This is a genomic window from Acidisoma sp. (assembly GCF_965199065.1).
Taxonomy (GTDB): Bacteria; Pseudomonadota; Alphaproteobacteria; order Acetobacterales; family Acetobacteraceae; genus Acidisoma.
The window spans coordinates 437,730-454,745 of record NZ_CBDAQN010000001.1 but is presented as its reverse complement, the minus strand read 5'-3'; the positions used below and the strand labels follow the sequence as shown (position 1 = coordinate 454,745).

Annotated in this window: 15 protein-coding genes and 1 pseudogene; 8 read left to right on the top strand and 8 right to left on the bottom strand. The window is 65.0% G+C overall.

Features of this window, described 5'->3' with window-relative positions; genetic code table 11:
- Positions 1 to 312: 312 nt before the first annotated feature.
- Both ACOEQ1_RS02125 and metH read left to right on the top strand, forming a co-directional pair.
- Positions 313 to 1,320 (top strand): ArsR/SmtB family transcription factor, encoded by a 1,008-nt coding sequence (locus tag ACOEQ1_RS02125; RefSeq protein ID WP_419757580.1) that lies wholly within the window; start codon positions 313 to 315, stop codon positions 1,318 to 1,320.
- Positions 1,317 to 4,810: pseudogene (metH, locus tag ACOEQ1_RS02120) on the top strand (methionine synthase). The gene ACOEQ1_RS02125 and the pseudogene metH overlap by 4 nt, the downstream one beginning before the upstream one ends.
- A gap of 11 nt (positions 4,811 to 4,821) precedes the next feature.
- On the opposite strand, the gene ACOEQ1_RS02115 reads toward metH, so the two are convergent.
- Positions 4,822 to 5,196, bottom strand: coding sequence for a nuclear transport factor 2 family protein (locus tag ACOEQ1_RS02115; protein WP_419757579.1), 375 nt, complete (start codon positions 5,194 to 5,196; stop codon positions 4,822 to 4,824).
- Between the two features lie 99 nt (positions 5,197 to 5,295).
- Here ACOEQ1_RS02115 and ACOEQ1_RS02110 point away from each other — a divergent pair, with 99 nt between their 5' ends.
- Positions 5,296 to 5,775 carry a MarR family winged helix-turn-helix transcriptional regulator gene (locus ACOEQ1_RS02110; protein ID WP_419757578.1) on the top strand — a complete coding sequence of 160 codons (480 nt, stop codon included), beginning with the start codon at positions 5,296 to 5,298 and terminating at the stop codon, positions 5,773 to 5,775.
- Here ACOEQ1_RS02110 and ACOEQ1_RS02105 read toward each other — a convergent pair.
- The 3 genes from ACOEQ1_RS02105 to ACOEQ1_RS02095 all read right to left on the bottom strand — a co-directional run bounded on the left by ACOEQ1_RS02105 (position 5,752) and on the right by ACOEQ1_RS02095 (position 7,951).
- Complete coding sequence (locus tag ACOEQ1_RS02105; RefSeq protein ID WP_419757577.1) at positions 5,752 to 6,951, bottom strand: MFS transporter; 1,200 nt, start codon at positions 6,949 to 6,951, stop codon at positions 5,752 to 5,754. The genes ACOEQ1_RS02110 and ACOEQ1_RS02105 overlap by 24 nt on opposite strands.
- Position 6,952: 1 nt before the next feature.
- Positions 6,953 to 7,438, bottom strand: coding sequence for an Lrp/AsnC family transcriptional regulator (locus tag ACOEQ1_RS02100; protein WP_419757576.1), 486 nt, complete (start codon positions 7,436 to 7,438; stop codon positions 6,953 to 6,955).
- Positions 7,439 to 7,525: 87 nt separating this feature from the next.
- Positions 7,526 to 7,951, bottom strand: a complete 426-nt coding sequence (locus tag ACOEQ1_RS02095) for a GlcG/HbpS family heme-binding protein (protein WP_419757575.1) — start codon at positions 7,949 to 7,951, stop codon at positions 7,526 to 7,528.
- Between the two features lie 302 nt (positions 7,952 to 8,253).
- Between ACOEQ1_RS02095 and ACOEQ1_RS02090 the strand changes: the two genes are divergently transcribed.
- From ACOEQ1_RS02090 to ACOEQ1_RS02070, 5 genes are read left to right on the top strand one after another with little or no spacing between them, the layout of a single operon-like run.
- A complete protein-coding gene (locus tag ACOEQ1_RS02090) occupies positions 8,254 to 8,472 on the top strand; it encodes a DUF2945 domain-containing protein (RefSeq protein ID WP_419757574.1) in 219 nt (72 codons plus the stop codon).
- 20 nt (positions 8,473 to 8,492) lie between these two features.
- Positions 8,493 to 8,981 carry a (2Fe-2S)-binding protein gene (locus ACOEQ1_RS02085; RefSeq protein ID WP_419758621.1) on the top strand — a complete coding sequence of 163 codons (489 nt, stop codon included), beginning with the start codon at positions 8,493 to 8,495 and terminating at the stop codon, positions 8,979 to 8,981.
- Complete coding sequence (locus ACOEQ1_RS02080) at positions 8,981 to 9,976, top strand: FAD binding domain-containing protein (protein ID WP_419757573.1); 996 nt, start codon at positions 8,981 to 8,983, stop codon at positions 9,974 to 9,976. Before ACOEQ1_RS02085 ends, ACOEQ1_RS02080 begins: the two co-directional genes overlap by 1 nt.
- Before the next feature lies 1 nt (position 9,977).
- Complete coding sequence (locus tag ACOEQ1_RS02075) at positions 9,978 to 12,257, top strand: xanthine dehydrogenase family protein molybdopterin-binding subunit (protein ID WP_419757572.1); 2,280 nt, start codon at positions 9,978 to 9,980, stop codon at positions 12,255 to 12,257.
- Between the two features lie 20 nt (positions 12,258 to 12,277).
- The gene (locus tag ACOEQ1_RS02070) at positions 12,278 to 12,508 is read left to right on the top strand and encodes a hypothetical protein (RefSeq protein WP_419757571.1); all 231 of its coding nucleotides are present in this window, start codon (positions 12,278 to 12,280) and stop codon (positions 12,506 to 12,508) included.
- A 245-nt stretch (positions 12,509 to 12,753) separates the two neighbouring features.
- Here ACOEQ1_RS02070 and ACOEQ1_RS02065 read toward each other — a convergent pair whose 3' ends face one another.
- The 4 genes from ACOEQ1_RS02065 to ACOEQ1_RS02050 are packed head-to-tail and all read right to left on the bottom strand — an operon-like array spanning position 12,754 to position 17,005.
- Positions 12,754 to 13,776, bottom strand: a complete 1,023-nt coding sequence (locus tag ACOEQ1_RS02065) for a UDP-glucuronic acid decarboxylase family protein (RefSeq protein WP_419757570.1) — start codon at positions 13,774 to 13,776, stop codon at positions 12,754 to 12,756.
- A 1-nt stretch (position 13,777) separates the two neighbouring features.
- Positions 13,778 to 14,866 (bottom strand): CgeB family protein, encoded by a 1,089-nt coding sequence (locus ACOEQ1_RS02060; protein WP_419757569.1) that lies wholly within the window; start codon positions 14,864 to 14,866, stop codon positions 13,778 to 13,780.
- Positions 14,867 to 14,876: 10 nt separating this feature from the next.
- Entirely contained in the window at positions 14,877 to 15,971 is a 1,095-nt protein-coding gene (locus ACOEQ1_RS02055) for a CgeB family protein (RefSeq protein WP_419757568.1), read from the bottom strand.
- Entirely contained in the window at positions 15,971 to 17,005 is a 1,035-nt protein-coding gene (locus ACOEQ1_RS02050; RefSeq protein WP_419758620.1) for a CgeB family protein, read from the bottom strand. Before ACOEQ1_RS02050 ends, ACOEQ1_RS02055 begins: the two co-directional genes overlap by 1 nt.
- Positions 17,006 to 17,016 lie beyond the last annotated feature (11 nt).

Here is a 17,016-nt window from a genome sequence, read left to right as displayed (position 1 = left end):
CCGTCCGTCTCTAGCGCCTGCCGAACCGAAGCTTCCCCGCCCGCGCTCGCGGGCACCACACCCAAGCGCGTGAAGAAGGGCACCTCGCCGATCGCTCGCGCGCGGAACAACCTGCCCAAAGCCTCGGCGACCGGGCTCCGTACACACAACAGGCGCAACCGGGAACATGACCTCCGTCCCTACTGTCCCAGGCGGCGACCGCCGGGTCCTCCACCAGCCAGGCAACGCCCTCAGCCTCGTCCGTCTGCGTCGAGAAGAAAACCGGAATGCGCGCGTCGATCCTGCTCATGCACTAGACATAAACATATCTTTATGTCATTTCAAGCCATGGACGATCTTCTCCTGGCTCTCCGGGCCGCCGCCGAGCCGACCCGGCTGCGCATTCTGGCCCTCGCGGCCCGCGGCGCCTTCAACGTCAGCGAGCTGGTGGCGATCCTTGGCCAGTCGCAGCCGCGCCTTTCGCGCCACTTGCGCCTGCTCGTCGAGGCTGGCCTGCTCCGACGTCAGCAGGAGGGCGTGTTCTGCTGGTTCGCCCTGCCCGAGGCGAGCGACCCGCGCGGCCACCTTGTGCGGTCCCTGCTCGACCGGCTGCCGGAGCGCGACCCGGTGCTGGATGCAGACCGTCGCCTCGCCGCCCAGGCGCTCTCCGAACGCGCCCGCGTCGCCTCCGACACCTTCCGCCAGAAGGGCGCGGACTGGGATGAGATGACCGCGCTTGGCCTGCCGACCGCCGAGGTGGAGGCCGCGCTGATGAGCGTCGCCGGGCAGGGTGCGCTCGGCCGCGTGCTCGACATCGGCACGGGCACGGGCCGCGTGCTCGAACTGCTCGGACCGCGGGCGGAGATGGGCCTCGGCATCGACGCCAGCCCGCAGATGCTGGCCCTCGCCCGCTCACGTCTGGGACAAGCCGGTCTCGCCCAGTGCACCGTGCGGCAAGCGGACATGTATCGCCTTCCCCTGCCCGATGGCGGCGATGGCCACGGCTTCGACCGCACCGTGCTGCAGATGGTGCTACACCACGCCGAGGACCCGGAGGCGGTGCTGCGCGAAGCCGCTCGCGTCACCCGCTCGGGCGCCAAGATCATCGTCGTCGAACTCGCCGCCCACGCGCCCCACGCGCTCTCCGAAACGCTGGCCCACCGCCATCGCGGCTTCCAGGAAACGCGGATGCGGACGATGCTGCAGACCGTCGGTCTTTCCGTTCACGGCACGGTCACTATTCCAGGTCCACTCACGACCCAGATATGGAGCGGCTCCGTCTACCGCTCCCCGCAAGAAAACCCTGCCCCCACACACGATCTGCAAGAGGCCCATTCATGAGCCGCCGCCCGCATCTTCTCGACGCTCTGCGTGACCAGGTTCTGCTCTGCGACGGCGGCATGGGCAGCCGCGTCCAGGCGCTCACGCTCGACATCGAAGCCGACTTCTGGAACCGCGAGAACTGCACCGAGGTGCTCAATCTCTCGCGGCCCGACATGGTGCGCGAAATCCATCGCGGCTACTTCGAGGCCGGCGCCGACATGGTCGAGACCAACACCTTCGGCGGCAGCCCGATCACGCTCGCCGAGTTCGACCTCGGCGACCGCACCATCGAAATCAACCGCGTTGCCGCCGAACTGGCGCGCGAGGCCGCCGACAGCTTCTCGGATGGCCGCCACCGCTACGTCGTCGGCAGCATCGGGCCGGGCACGAAACTGCCGAGCCTCGGCAACATCGCCTATGACCCTCTGGAAGCTGCGTTGGCCGAACAAAGCCGTGGCCTCATCGCCGGCGGCGTCGACGCCATTCTCATCGAGACATGCCAGGACACCCTGCAGATCAAGGCGGCGGTGAATGGCGCCAAGCTCGCGCGGCGCGAGGCGGGCACGGATACGCCGATCTTCGTGCAGGTCACGGTGGAGACGACCGGCACGCTGCTCGTCGGCCCCGACATCGCCGCCGCCGCGACGGTGATCGATGCGCTCGACGTGCCGCTGATGGGCCTCAACTGCGCCACCGGGCCGCAGGAGATGGCGGAGCATATCCGCTGGCTCGCCACCAACTGGCGCGGCCTCATCTCGGTCCAGCCGAATGCCGGTCTGCCCGAACTCGTCGATGGCCAGACGCACTACCCGCTCGGCGCCGAGGCGATGGCGAGCTGGGTCGAGCGCTACGTGACCGAGGACGGTCTCAACCTCATCGGCGGTTGCTGCGGCACCTCCACCCCGCACATCGCGGCGCTCGACGCCATGCTGCGGCGGCGCGGCGGTGCGCGCCTGCGCCCAGCGCCGGTTGCCCGCAAGCCGGTCTGGATCCCCTCGGTCGCCGGCCTCTACGGCCAGACGGCGCTGCGGCAGGAGAACAGCTACTTCTCCATCGGCGAGCGTTGCAATGCCAACGGCTCGAAGAAGTGGCGCCAGCTGCAGGAGGCGCAGGACTGGGACGGTTGCGTCGGCATGGGCCGCGAGCAGATCGCCGAGGGCTCCAACGCGCTCGACATCTGCACGGCCTTCGTGGGGCGTGACGAGGTCTCCGAGATGAACGAGGTCATCCGCCGCTTCACCAGCAGCGTGAATTCTCCGCTCGTCATCGACAGCACCGAGCGCATCGTGCTCGAGGCGGCGCTCAAGCTGCACGGCGGCAAGCCGATCATCAACTCGATCAATTTTGAGGATGGCGAGCAGCCGGCCGAGGATCGCATGATCCTGGCGAAGAAGTTCGGCGCCGCCATGGTCGCGCTGACCATCGACGAAGCCGGCATGGCCAAGACCGCCGAGGACAAGCTGCGCATCGCGCGCCGCCTGGTGGAGTTCGCCTGCGACAAGCATGGGTTGCCGCAGTCGGATCTGTTGATCGATCCCCTCACCTTCACCATCGCCACCGGCAACGAGGATGACCGCAAGCTGGGGCAATGGACGCTCGACGGCATCCGCCTCATCCGCGAGGCCTTCCCGGACATCCAGATCGTCCTCGGCCTGTCCAACATCAGTTTTGGGCTCAACCCGGCGGCGCGCGCGGTGCTGAACTCCGTGTTCCTCGATTATGCTTTGAAGGCCGGGATGACCGGCGCGATCGTGCATGTCAGCAAGATCAAGCCGCTGCACCTCATTCCGCCCGAGGAAGTGGCGGTCGCCGAGGATCTCATCTTCGACCGCCGCCGCGAGGGCTACGATCCGCTCCAGAAGCTGCTGGAGATTTTCGCCGACCGGAAGCTTGCCGATGTCGGCGCCAAGGTGCGCGCGGCGACCATCGAGGGCCGCCTCAAGGACCGCATCGTCGATGGCGACCGCAAGGGTCTTGCCGACGATCTGGCCGAAGCGATGAAGAGCCACGCCCCGCTCGACATCATCAACGGCATTCTGCTCGACGGCATGAAGGTGGTGGGCGAGCTGTTCGGCGCGGGCAAGATGCAGTTGCCCTTCGTGCTGCAAAGTGCCGAGACGATGAAGGCCGCCGTCGCCTACCTCGAGCCCTTCATGGAAAAGATCGAGGGCCAGGAGAAAGGCACCATCGTGCTGGCCACGGTGAAGGGCGATGTGCATGACATCGGCAAGAACCTCGTCGACATCATCCTGACCAACAACGGCTATCGCGTCGTCAACCTCGGCATCAAGGTGCCGCTCGCCGACATGATCGCCGCCGTGCGCGAGCATCGGGCGCATGCCATCGGCATGTCCGGGCTACTGGTGAAATCGACCGTCGTCATGCGCGACAATCTCGAGGAGATGACCCGGCAGGGGCTCGAAATCCCGATCCTGCTGGGAGGTGCCGCTTTGACGCGTAACTTCGTCGAGGACGACTGCGTGCGCGCCTACGCCTGCGGGCGCGTGGCTTATGCGCGCGATGCCTTCGACGGGCTTTCGCTGATGGAGAAGGTCACCGGGAACGGCTTCGACGATTACATGGCGGCTGTTCAGGCAAAGCGCACGGGCAAGGCGCGCAACACCGCGCGCACGCTTGGTCAGGCGGATGTGCGCGCATTCCAGCCGGTGGACGTGGCAACCGTGCAGGCGCGTCGCCGGCGGATGACGGCGGACCAGCCCGTCATCACGCCGCCCTTCTGGGGTCCGCGCGTGGTGGAGGCGCCGCCCCGTGCCATCGTGCCATTCCTCAACGAGCGCAGCCTCTACCAATTCCAGTGGGGCTTCCGCAAACAGGGCCGCACGCTCGACGATTTTCTCGGCTGGGCGAAGCAGGAGCTGCGGCCGATCATGCGGCGGATGCTGGCGCTCTGCGAGGCCGAGGACATCCTCAAGCCGCAGGCGAGCTATGGCTATTGGAAGGCGGCGGGACAGGGCAACGAACTGCTCATCTTCGCCGAGGACGGGCAGACGGAGCTTTGCCGCTTCACCTCCCCCGCCAGCCGCGCGAGGATGGTGACTGCATCGCCGACTTCTTCCGCGATGTGGACGATGCCGAACGCGACGTAATCGGGCTGCAGGTGGTGACGGTCGGGCAGAAGCCGTCGGATCTGGCGCGCGTCTGGTTCGAGGAGAACCGTTACCAGGATTACCTCTATCTGCACGGCCTGTCGGTGGAGATGGCCGAGGCGATGGCGGAATACACGCATAAGCGCATCCGCGCCGAGCTGGGCTTCGCCGGCGAGGACGACCGCGACATGGAGAAGATGCTGGCGCAAGGGTATCGCGGTTCGCGCTACTCGTTCGGCTACCCGGCCTGCCCGCGGATCGAGGATCAGGAGCCGATCCTCAAGCTGCTGGAGGCTGAGCGTGTCGGCGTGTCGCTCTCCGACGAGCATCAGCTACACCCGGAGCAATCCACCAGCGCCTTGGTGGTTCTGAACGCGCGGGCAAAGTACTTCTCGGTGTAGGTTGCGCGCTTCTAAGCAGCGTCCTCGATGTCGAAGCGCGCGACCTTGCCGTCCTGGAAGCGGAACACGTGGCTGACCGTCTTGTCCTTCAGCCCGTGCGTCTGCCCCTGAAGCGGCCTGCCTTCGAGATCGAAGATGGACTGACGAACCTCGGCGATGATCGCTCCATCCGCAGTCCGGCTGAAACCCACAGGCTCGACATGTGGACTGACCATGGTCCACTGGCGCGTCCAGTACTCGCGCACGGCTTCGCGGCCATGAACGTGGCCGCCATCCATGCCGTTCGCCCAAATGACGTCATCGGCAAGCGAGGCCAGCACACCTTCGATGTCTCGCGCATTGAAGCGCGCGTAGAGGCGTTCGAGGATTTTGGCGTCGTCTTCCATTGCGTCTCTCCGTTCAGAAGGCGTGGTTGCACCCAAGCCGACCAATTTATATATGCACGTATGCATCAAGGCGGCGGACGGTGCAAGGAGCGATAGACGATGGACCTGGATGTGCTTTCGACCCCTGGGCACCTGATCAGCCTTGCGGCGCGCGGGTTTGTCCGCCTCAGCGAGGCTCGGCTCAAGCCGCTCGGCTTTGGCGTTGGACACCTGCCGGTGCTGGTCGCACTCCGGGATGGCCGGGCGAGCACGCAACGGGATCTCGCCCGTTTTGCCAAGATCGAGCAGCCGCCGATGGCTCAGATGCTCGCCCGGATGGAGCGGGATGGGCTGATCCGGCGCGAGCCTGACCCTGGCGACGGGCGCAGCAGCCGCATCACGCTGACAAAGGTCGCCGAAGCGCGGCTGCCGGATGCCATCGCGACCCTTCTCCAAGGCAATAGGGAGGTTTTGCGCGGCTTCACGGATGACGAGGCCGCGCTGCTCGTGGACCTGCTCAAGCGCCTGATCGCGAACCTCGACCGGGTCGCGAACGCCGACCCGGCTTGCGGCTCCCTACCTCGCGCCCGCTCTACTTAACATCGCCGGCAGCAGCGCGAGGCACACGATCGCGGCTCCGATCCACGGCAGCGACATGTAACCCGACAGATGCGCGAGCACCGCCGCACCCACGGCCGCCCCGAGCGCATCGCCAAGGTTGAAGGCCGACTGGTTCAGCGTCGACGCGAGGTTGGGGGCCTCCTTCGCTTCCATGACGACCCGGTGCTGCAACGGAGGCACCAGCGCGAAGGCGGCGACACCCCAGAGGAAGACGGCGGCGAGCGCCAACGGAGCATTTCGCATAACGAGACCGAAGCCGGCCAAAGCGACCGCGTCGGCTACGAGCAGCACACGGATGGCGAGCAACACGTGGCGCTCGCCGAAGCGTCCGCCGACCACGCCGCCGACGGTCAGGCCCGCGCCGAACAGGAACAGTGCCAGCGCCGCCCCATGCGGGGTCATCCCTGCCTCATGTTCGAGCAAGGGGGTCAGGAAGGTGAGGACGGTGAAAAGCGCCGCCGAGGACAGCATGCTGACGAGCATGGCGAACCAGATCTGGGGCTGCCGCAATGCGGAGAGTTCGTGCCGGATGCCATGCGATCCCCCGGCGAGGCGACGCGGCATCCAGGCCGTCATGGCTGCCAGGGACGCGGCCGCCAGCGCGGCGACGAGCGCGAAGGTGACCCGCCAACCGGCTGCCTGACCGATCCAGGTGCCGAGCGGAACACCGACAACGTTCGCGACCGTCATGCCGGTGAACAGAAGGGCGACCGCCCGCGCCGCCTTCCCGGGAGGCGCCAGTTCGGCGGCGACGATGGAGGCGATGCCGAAAAAGGCGCCATGCGCCAGCGCGGTCACAACCCGCGCGACCATCAGCACCCGGAAGTCGGGCGCCACCGCGCAAGCCACATCGCCGATGAGGAACATGACCATCAGCGTCACGAGGGCCCGCCGGCGCGAGACGGAGGTCAGGAGCGCGGCGACGAAGGGCGATCCGAAGGCGACGCTGAGCGCGTAGACCGAGATGAGGAGCCCCGCTGTCGGCACGGACACGCGCAGGTCCGAGGCGAGACCCGGGACGAGACCCACGATGACGAATTCGCCGGTGCCGATGCCGAAGCTCGCCAAGGTGAGCGCGTAGAGCGCACGCGGGTTTCCGGCGTCAGGCGCGCCCTCGACCGGCGCATGAGGACGAGCGGTCACCACGTTTGCCATCTCACCGTCCTTCCCGCGTGGAACCAGGCGTCGCGGGCTCCGGCAGCCCGAGTTCGGACGTTTCCTTGACCGTCTCGAGGACGATGACCGTCTCGGTCCTGAGCACGTCGGGCTGGCGACTGACGTGCTCCATCAGGAAGCGCTGGAGCGCCCGGGTGCCGCTGGACCTGATCTTGAGAAGATAGCAGTGGGGTCCGGCAACCTGATGGACCTCCTGGACCTCTGGCCGGGCAGCGATCTCGGCGCGGAACCTCGCCTCGTCGGGATGAGGTGCGAGGTCGACGAAGACGAGCGCGCAGAGCGGGAGGTCGACGAGGTCCGGGTCGAGCACCGCGTGGTTGCCGCGAATGACGCCGGAGCTGTTGAGGCGCCGCACGCGCTCGTTCGCCGCCGACACCGAGAGGCCGACGGCTTGGCCGATCTCGGCATTGGACAGCTGGTTATTGGCCTGGAGAAAACGGACAATTTTCCGGTCGATGGCGTCCATGACCGGAAATCTACCTGCACCAAGCTCGACTGTCAGGTGAAATCGCCGACCTTCAACCCAGCTGCGAGATAGCGTGTCTGCTCGGCCTCAGGTTCTGGCAGAGAGGCCGGATGCGGTAATGCCGGCCAGGGCGCACGCCTCGTCGTTGTCCGAGACATCGCCGCTGATGCCGACAGCGCCAATGACGGCGCCCGAGGCGTCAGTCACCAGAACTCCTCCGGGGACGGGAACCACACCGGCCGATGCGATGCTGCCCAGGGACGCCACGAAAGAGGGGCGCTCGGCGGCCATCTCGGCGATTTTCCGCGATGACACCCCCAACGCCAAGGCGCCCGAGGCTTTGCCGTTCGCAATCTGAAAGCGCATCAGGGACGAGCCATCCTGGCGCTGGAAAGCGATAAGGTGTCCGCCCTGGTCCAGAACCGCGACGCTCAGCGGCTTAAGCTTCAGTTCGGCAGCCTTGTCCAAAGCCCCGGCGATGATGGCGTTGGCTTGCTGAAGAGTGATTGTCATGAGGCGTCCTTGCGTGTTGCCACATGAAAGTGAGGTTTAAGGGCGCGGATGCCAATGCCCAGGTGTTACAGCCAGCGGGCCGGTCTGGCTCAAGCGAAGGAAGGGCCTCTCACGGACATCAGCACCGCGATTCTCCCTGACCACGATGCGGCTGTCCCGCCGATCGATCGAACGCCGGTGCCGACCTTATCCGTATCATGCCTCAGCGCTTTGTGTAGCTACCGTTGGCTGGCCCAAGCGAACCGACGCTCTACCTAACCCCGAGCGGTCCACTGACAGCGCGAAAAGCAGGGGCATTACGAATGAGCAAGGATTTGAAGCCGGGGGCCAAGGTTGCCTGGAGCACCGCCCAAGGCGAGACCCATGGCACCGTCGAGAAGAAGGTGACGTCCACCACGAGCGTCAAAGGCCACAAGGCTAAAGCGACGAAGGACGATCCCCAGTACTTGGTCAAAAGCGACAAGACCGGCGCCGAGGCGGTTCACAAGCCCGACGCCCTGCATCCGCCCAAGAAATCCTAGCCTCGGCTGTGACATTGGACATCGTCCTGACCATCAACGGCCGAGCCCATCGGCTGAGCGCCGAGCCGAGACTTGTTTTGCTGGACGCCCTGCGGGAGACGCTCGGGCTCACCGGCACGAAGAAGGGCTGCGATCAGGGCCAATGCGGGGCTTGCACTGTGCTTGTCGGCGGTCGGCGCGTGCTGTCCTGCTTTGTCCTCGCGGCGACGGTCCGTGAAGAGATCACCACCATCGAGGGCCTTTCCGCAGAGGGCAAACCGCTGCACCCGATGCAGCAAGCATTCGTGGAGCACGACGCCTTCCAGTGCGGCTACTGCACGCCCGGACAGATCATGAGTGCCGTCGCCTGCGTGAACGAGGGCCATGCCGGCTCCGAGGACGAGATCCGGGAATACATGAGCGGCAATTTGTGCCGCTGCGCCGCCTACCCGAATATCGTCCAGGCGATCCGCCAGGTGGCGGCCGAGATGCACCCCGAGGCTGACCTCCGCATGACGGAGGCTGGCTGATGCGCCCCTTTGGCCTGGAGCGTGCCCCCGATGCCGCCGGTGCCGGCCGGCTCGCCGCGGTGACCTCCGGCCGGTATCTCGCAGGCGGCACCGTTCTACTCGATCTGATGAAGCTCGACGTGATCGACGCAGGCACTCTGGTCGATATCAACGATCTTGCCGAGACGCACGGCGCCATCGGCATCGATGGCGACGGGCTGACGCTCGGCGCCCTTGTCCGCATGGCCGAAGCGGAGGCGCATCCGGCTGTCCGCCGCTACTACCCGGTGATACGGGATGCGCTCGCGCAGGCCGCCAGCCCTCAGCTTCGCAATATGGCGAGCCTCGGCGGCAACGTGCTGCAGAAGACCCGCTGCAGCTACTATCGCGATCCAAGCTGGGCCGCCTGCAACAAGCGGACACCCGGCTCGGGCTGCGCCGCAATGGAAGGCGTGAACCGCCGCCTCGCGGTGCTTGGGACGAGCGAACACTGCATCGCCCACTACCCAGGCGATTTCGCCGTGGCGCTGGTGGCGCTGGGCGCGGATGTGATGCTGCGCGGCACGGAGGGCACCGAGCGTCGTATCGCTTTCGAGGATCTGCATCGCCTGCCCGGCGACACGCCCCATATCGAGACCAACCTGCAGCCGGGCGAGTTGATCACCGGCTTTCATGTCCCGGCCGGGCGCTGGACCCGCCGTTCGCTCTACCGGAAGGTCAGAGACCGCGCCTCCTATGACTTCGCTCTCGCCTCCGCCGCGGTCGCGCTCGACCTGGAAGACGGAGTGGTGGTGACGGCGCGCATTGGCCTCGGCGGGGTCGCGACGAAGCCCTGGCGCGCGCATGAGGCCGAAGCCGTCCTTGCGGGGCGGCGGCTGGACGAGCATCTCGCGACGTCTGCCGCGGAAGCCGCCTTCGCCGGGGCGATGACGCTTGGCGACAACGGGTTCAAACCTGAACTTGGGCGCCGGACGCTGGTGCGTGCGCTGCTCGAAGCGGCTGAGATGGACCTTTGAGATGACGATCCAGGGGCCTATCCGGCCGCAGCCTTTCAGTCTGATCGGCAAGCCCGCGACGAGGATCGACGGGGCCGCCAAAGTCACGGGCCGGGCGATCTATCCTTCCGACGAGAGCGTGCCGCATGCTGCCAATGCCTACCTCATCACCAGCTCGGTTGCCCGCGGCCGCGTCGTCGGCTTCGACCTCAGCGAGACGCGGGCGGTGCCGGGGTTCCTCGACTTTTTAAGCCATGAGAACGTCGCGAGTGAGGCGAAGCCGCCGAAACAGATGGCAGGCGGCGAAACCACCACCACGCTCGAAAGCGACCGCGTCTGGCATGACGGCCAAATAATCGGCGTTGTAGTCGCCGATAGCTTCGAAGCGGCGCGCGAGGCCGCCTTCAAGGTCCACGTGCGGACCGAAGCGGAGACGCCGGCCGCGACGTTCGGCAGCCCTGGTGCAGAGGAAGAGCCTCGGGAAGACGAGCAGAAGGAGGACTTCGCCGTCGGTGACGCGGCAGCGGCCTTTGCAACTGCCGAGGTGACGGTCGATGCCTGGTACGACACGCCGACGCAGCACCACAATCCGATTGAGTTGTTCACGACGACCTGCGCGTGGAACGGTGGGCAACTGACCATCTGGGAGCCGAGCCAGTTCGTCTACGGCTTGCGCGGCAATGTCGCGCAGCAGCTTGGGATCGACCCCGAGAGCGTGCGCGTCGTCTCCAAATTCGTGGGCGGCGCCTTCGGTGCGAAAGGTGGCGCGACGGCCCGCACCGCCTGGATCGCGATTGCCGCCCGCCGGCTCGGCCGCCCGGTGAAGCTGGTCGCGACGAGGGATCAGGGCTTCACCATCGCGACCTACCGCGCCGAGACCCGCCACCATCTCCGGCTCGGCGCGGACGCCGAAGGGCGCCTCACATCGCTCATCCACGAAGGCTGGGAGGTCACGTCCCGCCCTAGCTACTATAACGTTTCGGGAACGGAATCGACCGCGCGGATGTATGCCGCACCGAACATTCTGACGCGCGTGAACATCGTGCATGCCGATCGAAGCACGCCCGGCTTCATGCGCGCGCCGCCCGAGCAGCCCTACATGTTCCCGCTCGAATGCGCGATGGACGAACTGGCGGTGACGCTTGGCGTCGATCCGATCGAGTTGCGGCGGCGGAACGAGCCGGCGCGCGATCCGGTGACAGGCCTGGCCTTCTCCAGCCGCAACCTCATGGCGTGTTTCGACGCGGGCGCAGCGCAGTTCGGCTGGAAGCGCCGCGATCCACGCCCAGGCTCCATGCGCGATGGCGACTGGCTGATCGGGCTTGGCTGCGCAAGCGCCGCCTATGCCTCCAACATCGCCGGCAGCACCGCGCGCGTGATCTTGCGCCCGGATGGTGAGGCGCAGGTGAAGCTCGCCGGGCACGATGTCGGCACCGGCGCCTACACGGTTGTCGCGATCACTGCCGCCGACCGTCTTGGCCTCGCGCTCGAGAAGGTGCGCGTGGAGATGGGCGATACGGAACTGCCGCCCGCTTCGCTCGCCGCCGGATCAAGCCATACGGCGAGCATCACCCACGCCGTGACCCGCGCCTGCGATGCGCTGACGGCGCAAATCGCCGCCGCCGCGACAGCGAGCAATGCCGGTCCGTTCGCCGGCCACGACCCGGATCGGCTGTCGCTGCGGGACGGCTTTCTCGTTGGACCGGACGGCACGCGGGAGCCCTTGGCAGACGCCGTTGGCCGCATCAGCGCCGGGGCCCTGGAGGCCTACGCGGAGAATGTGCCGGACGGCCTGCCGCTGGATGCGATCGGCACGCTTTACCAGGGGCAGTTGCCGATCCTACGCGGTCAGAAGCGCAAGGACGTCACCGCCTACTCCTACGGCGCGCACTTTGTGGAGGTGCGAATTCATCGGCGCACCTGTGAGATCAGGGTGCCACGCATGCTTGGTGCATTCGCGGCCGGCACGATCGTCAATCCGCTCACCGCGCGCAGCCAGTTCATGGGCGGCATGATCTGGGGACTTGGATCCGCGCTTCTCGAGAAGACCGAGATCGACGCGCGCGCAGCCCGCTATACGAACGACAACATCGCGGAATATCAGATCGCGGTGAACGCCGATGTCGGTGAGGTCGAGGTGATGATGCTGCCGGAAGCGGATGATGCCGTTAATCCGCTCGGCATCAAGGGTATTGGCGAGATTGGCATCGTGGGCGTCAATGCGGCGATTGCGAACGCTGTTTTCCATGCGACGGGACGGCGCGTGCGGCGCCTCCCCATCCGGATCGAAGACCTTCTGTAGGCAGGCCGGAGGACCGAGCAATGAATACCGATAGAGCTGGCGAGCCTGTTGGTGAGTCCGAGCAACAGCTTTTCGACCAGGACCAAGACATCATCCGCAAGTCCAAGGCGAGCATTGCCGACGCCGAGCGCCACGTCGCCGACAGCGTTGATCGGCTGAACGAGTGCCGTGATCTTCTTGACCGGACATCGCACGACAACACACCTGGTCTGCCCGATATCACCGCTGACAGCGGGACGGCGACGGACTGATTGGCGCGCGATCTCAAGATGCGACAACACCGGAAAAATTGGCGCCGTTCGGGATGAGGCGCTTGCTGCCGACGCCGGTGATCCTCGAACCCTACACCAATTCCCAACCGTGCTATCCGGCCACCGGCTGTGAGCGATGCCCCAGAGCGAGGCCACTGACGCCGTCGCGCACTGACGATACGCTTCTCGTTGTCGAGAACCTGCGGATGCGTTGGATGTAGGCGTTCTTGCTGTGCGGCTACGCGCTACACTGACCCAAACCGAACAGCCGGGCGATGCTTGCCAATGGAATAGTGCTCATCGACCGATGGATGCATCGCAGCGGCAAACCAATCGATCGTCCTCTGAAGACCCTCTTCCAGTTCGACCTTCGGTTGCCAACCCAATATCTCGCGCGCGAGCCGGATATCGGGTCTCCTGCGGCAAGGATCGTCAACTGGTAGGGGACAGAATACGATCTCGGAGCCAGAGGCTGTCATGCGCCGGATCACCGAGGCTATATCGGCAATCTTTAGTTCTACTGGGTTCCCAAGGTTCACCGCGTGCGGCAAGGGCAGCTCGTGACGGATGAGCTTCATGAAGCCATCGATAAGATCATCCACGTAGCAGAATGACCGCGTCTGCGAGCCATCTCCATAGATCGTGAGCGGCTCTCCCGCCAAAGCTTGCGAGATCATGTTCGACACGACGCGCCCATCGCTGGCGCGCAGGCGCGGACCGTAGGTGTTAAAAATCCGAGCAACCCGAACATCAGCGACGCCCTGGCGGATATAGTCAAAGCACAGCGTTTCAGCGGCGCGTTTTCCTTCGTCGTAGCACGCGCGCGGACCCGTCGGGTTGACGTTGCCCGCGTAGGATTCCGGCTGCGGATGAACCAGAGGATTTCCGTAGATCTCGCTTGTCGACGCCTGAAGGAAGCGAGCCCCTTGCTCGGCGGCAAAGCTCAGGAGGTTATTCGTGCCGACGACGTTCGTCATCATCGTGTGGACAGGATCGAGCTGATAGAGAGGGGGCGAGGCCGCGCAGGCAAGATTGAAGACGAGATCAGCCGCCAATCCCTGAGGTAGCGGCTTGATAACGTCGTGCTCGATAAAGCTGAAGCGCGCATCCCGCAGGACGCGGTTCAGGTTATCGAGCGTGCTTGTCAAGAGGCTATCGACGCAGACGACGCGGTACCCTTCAGCGATAAGATAGTCACAAAGGTGCGAGCCAACAAATCCTGCACCGCCGGCGACGACAGCGGTTCCGCGGTTGCTGCGTGCCATCATATCAACGCTCCGTTACATAGCTTAGCCGTGCCGGGTCCGCGAACTGCGATGCCTCTATCGCCGCCACAAGTTCCGCCGCCCTATGATTGGCCGTATGGCTCGCCAGGCAACGCGAACGACCGGCCGCGCCGAGGCGCCGCCGACCCTCCTCCGGCATCAAGAGCGCGGCGACGACCGCTTCGGCTGTCGATGCCACCACAATCTCCTCCTGCGGCTTGAATATCGTGTCAAGTCCGGGCCACGGATCGGTAATGATCGGCGTGTTGCAAGCCGAGGCCTCGAACAGCCTGACGCTGGGGCTGTATCCCGCAGCAACCATATCTGCCCGAGTTATGTTGAGTGTCCAACCTTGAGCGTTATAGAAGCTCGCGTGCTCCGCGGGCGGCAGATGCTCGATCCTCTCGACGTTCTCGGGCCACTTTATCTCCAAGGGATATTGTGGTCCCGCCACGACGAAGCGCTTTTCCGGCAGCCGACGAGCCGGCTCCAGCAACAACCTCTCCAGCGCGGGCTGGCGATCGGCACTGTAGGTGCCGAGGTAGCCGAGATCCCATTGCCGAGACACCGGCATCGGAAAGTAGCTGGTCTCATCAACACTGCAGAACAGCACCGCTGACGCGCGCGCACCGAATTCTGTTTTCAGGCGTTCGAGCGTTGGGCCGCCCGCGAACGAGAGATAGAGATCAAAGAGCGGGATCGTCTCCCTTGAGACGTAGTCGCGCTCGCCGCTCTGGAGCCTGCTCAACGTCACCGGCGTATCGATGTCATAGAAGCAGTAGGTGCCCCGCACCCAGTCCTCGATATAGGTTGTGACCGCAGCACCGTCAGGCACATATGAGCCAATGATGACGGCATCAGCCGCGGCGATCTCAGCACGGTGTTCTTCCAGGTCCGAGAGATGGCTGTAGAGCTTCAACTCGCAGAAGCCAGGCTGAGGCATGTCCCGGTTTTTAGCATACCAAGGCTGATCACGCTCGAGGAACAGGACATCATGCTGCTTGCTCAACGCATGCAGCAGTGCGCGATAGGTTGTAGCATGCCCGTTGCCCCACGAGGAGCTGAGGCTCAGCCCGAGAAACACGAATTTCATCGTGTTCCCCTCATAGGACCACCATTGCCCGTCGACGAGCTGACGCGTCTGCCAGGAACGTCTCGACGAGGGCTGCGCGCTGTCTATAGGTATGATCGCTCAGAACTCTAGCGAGCGCCCGTTCGCCGATCTGCCGCGCCCGCGAAGGCGTAAGCTCTGAGAGATGACGAATCACGTCGGCATCGTCCCGCGCCACGAGAACCTCCTCGTCCGGGCGCAGAAACAATTCAATTCCCTCCCAGTAATCGGTGATCAGGCAGGCCCCAGCGCCGGCGGCCTCGAACACACGGGTGGCGGGAGAGAAACCGACGGAAGCCATGCTATCCCGTGCGACATTAAGCACCGCGAGCGCCGAGGAGTTAAGGACGTTATGCTGCCCGGTGCCAGCGTGCCCGAATAACCTGACGTTTGTGCTGATCCGTTTGTCTCCCCAGCCGGATCCGACAAGGAGGAAAGACCGGTCGGGCATGGCCTCTGCGGGCGCAAGAAAAAAGTGCTCGACCCGCCTCTCGCGGTCCGGCAAACGGTTGCCGAGGAACAGGAGGTCTGCTGCCAGTGCCGGATTAGCGGGCACGGGATGATGTGTTGCCGGGTCAAGCCCGTTGTAGATCGGCAGACATGCCTTCGCTCCCAACGCCGAGTATGCGTCGATCACCGGGCGCCCGCCACCATAGGTCAGAACCGCGTCTAAACCTGGGAGCGCCCGCCGGATGGGGTGGTCGACGGCTCCGGCGATTTCAGCGAGCGTCGCCGGCGCATCGACATCCCAAAAGATCCGGACCGCTGAAGGTCGTGCCGCCGTCATGACGCCCGCGAGCAATGTGTCGTCAAATACGCCGACGCCGCTTGCTTTGACGACGACATCGGCAGAACTTGCTTCGGCCACCACCCGTCGCACGCCCTCCTCGGTGGCCGGATAGACCACGACGGACGCGTAATTAGGCGGCTCGATGTCGCGATGCGATTGGCGATCAAAGGCATCCGGCTCATAGAAGGTGATTTGGTGCCCGGACGCCGCCAAAGCGGACAGCACCCCTCGATAGTACGTCGCAGCACCGTTCCAATAGGACGACAGCAAGCTCGAACCATAGAAGGCGACACGCATCACGCGGCCGCCTTCGCTTGTGTACGTCGTAGCCCGTCGACGATCGCAAGCAATTCCTGTGCGCGATGAGCGCAGGAGTGGCGTGCCTGGACGGTCTGCAAACCGCGTGCGGCCAGCGCTTGCCGTAAAGCATCATCATTGATCACGTCGCGCATGAGTGACGGCATCTCACTCGGCGTTCGCGCCTGCAGGAAGTCGCTGCCGGGTGAGAAGAGATGCTCCACATCCTCCCACGGCGCCGAGATCAGCGGGATACCGCAGGCAAGCGCTTCAAAGATCCTGATGGTAGGGATGCCTGGCAGATGCGAGACGTAGAAACGGCGAGGCACATGCATCGTAAACAGATGTCGCGCGAAGATATCCGGCGCCCGCGCGTTGGCAGCCCAACCGTGGTAACGGATACCGCGCCGGGCAAGCTCAAGCTTTGCCTCCTCCGGATAGCGAACACCGTAGATATCGAGTGGAACACCGACGGCGCCCGCAGGATCCAGCATATATTCGCGGATCTCGAGGCTACGTTCGCCATCGCCCCAGTTGCCGATCCAAACGGCCCCGTCACGGGAAAGTGCCGTCTCGGGCGGATGAAACAAATCGGTGTCTGCTGCCTCATGCCAGGTGAAGACACGCTCGCCCCAGCCGTAGCGGCGGTATGCCTCGCTGAGAGCCTCACCGAAGGCTAGAACGCCGTCGTAGGCAGACAGATCGTAGCGCGCCATAGCGTCCGGCTCGCTGACCATGCGGTGATGCGTGTCGTGGAACAGGAGCGTGAACCGACCGCCTTGCGCGCGCTTCGCCCCGATCTCGGCCACAAGCGCCGGCTCATTCCATTCATGGACGAGAACAACATCCGCTCCGTCGAGCGCCTCATCCAGTTCACCATCCATGATGGTGACTTTGTCTGCAAGCATCGGGAACTGCTCAGCGAAAGACTGATGTGCCTGAACTCCGTGCTCAGCCAGCAGGTTCTCACGGCTCCAGCTTTGAGCAGGCTCCATGACGCGTACGTCATGACCATCGGCGATCAACACACGCATCACGCCGCGTA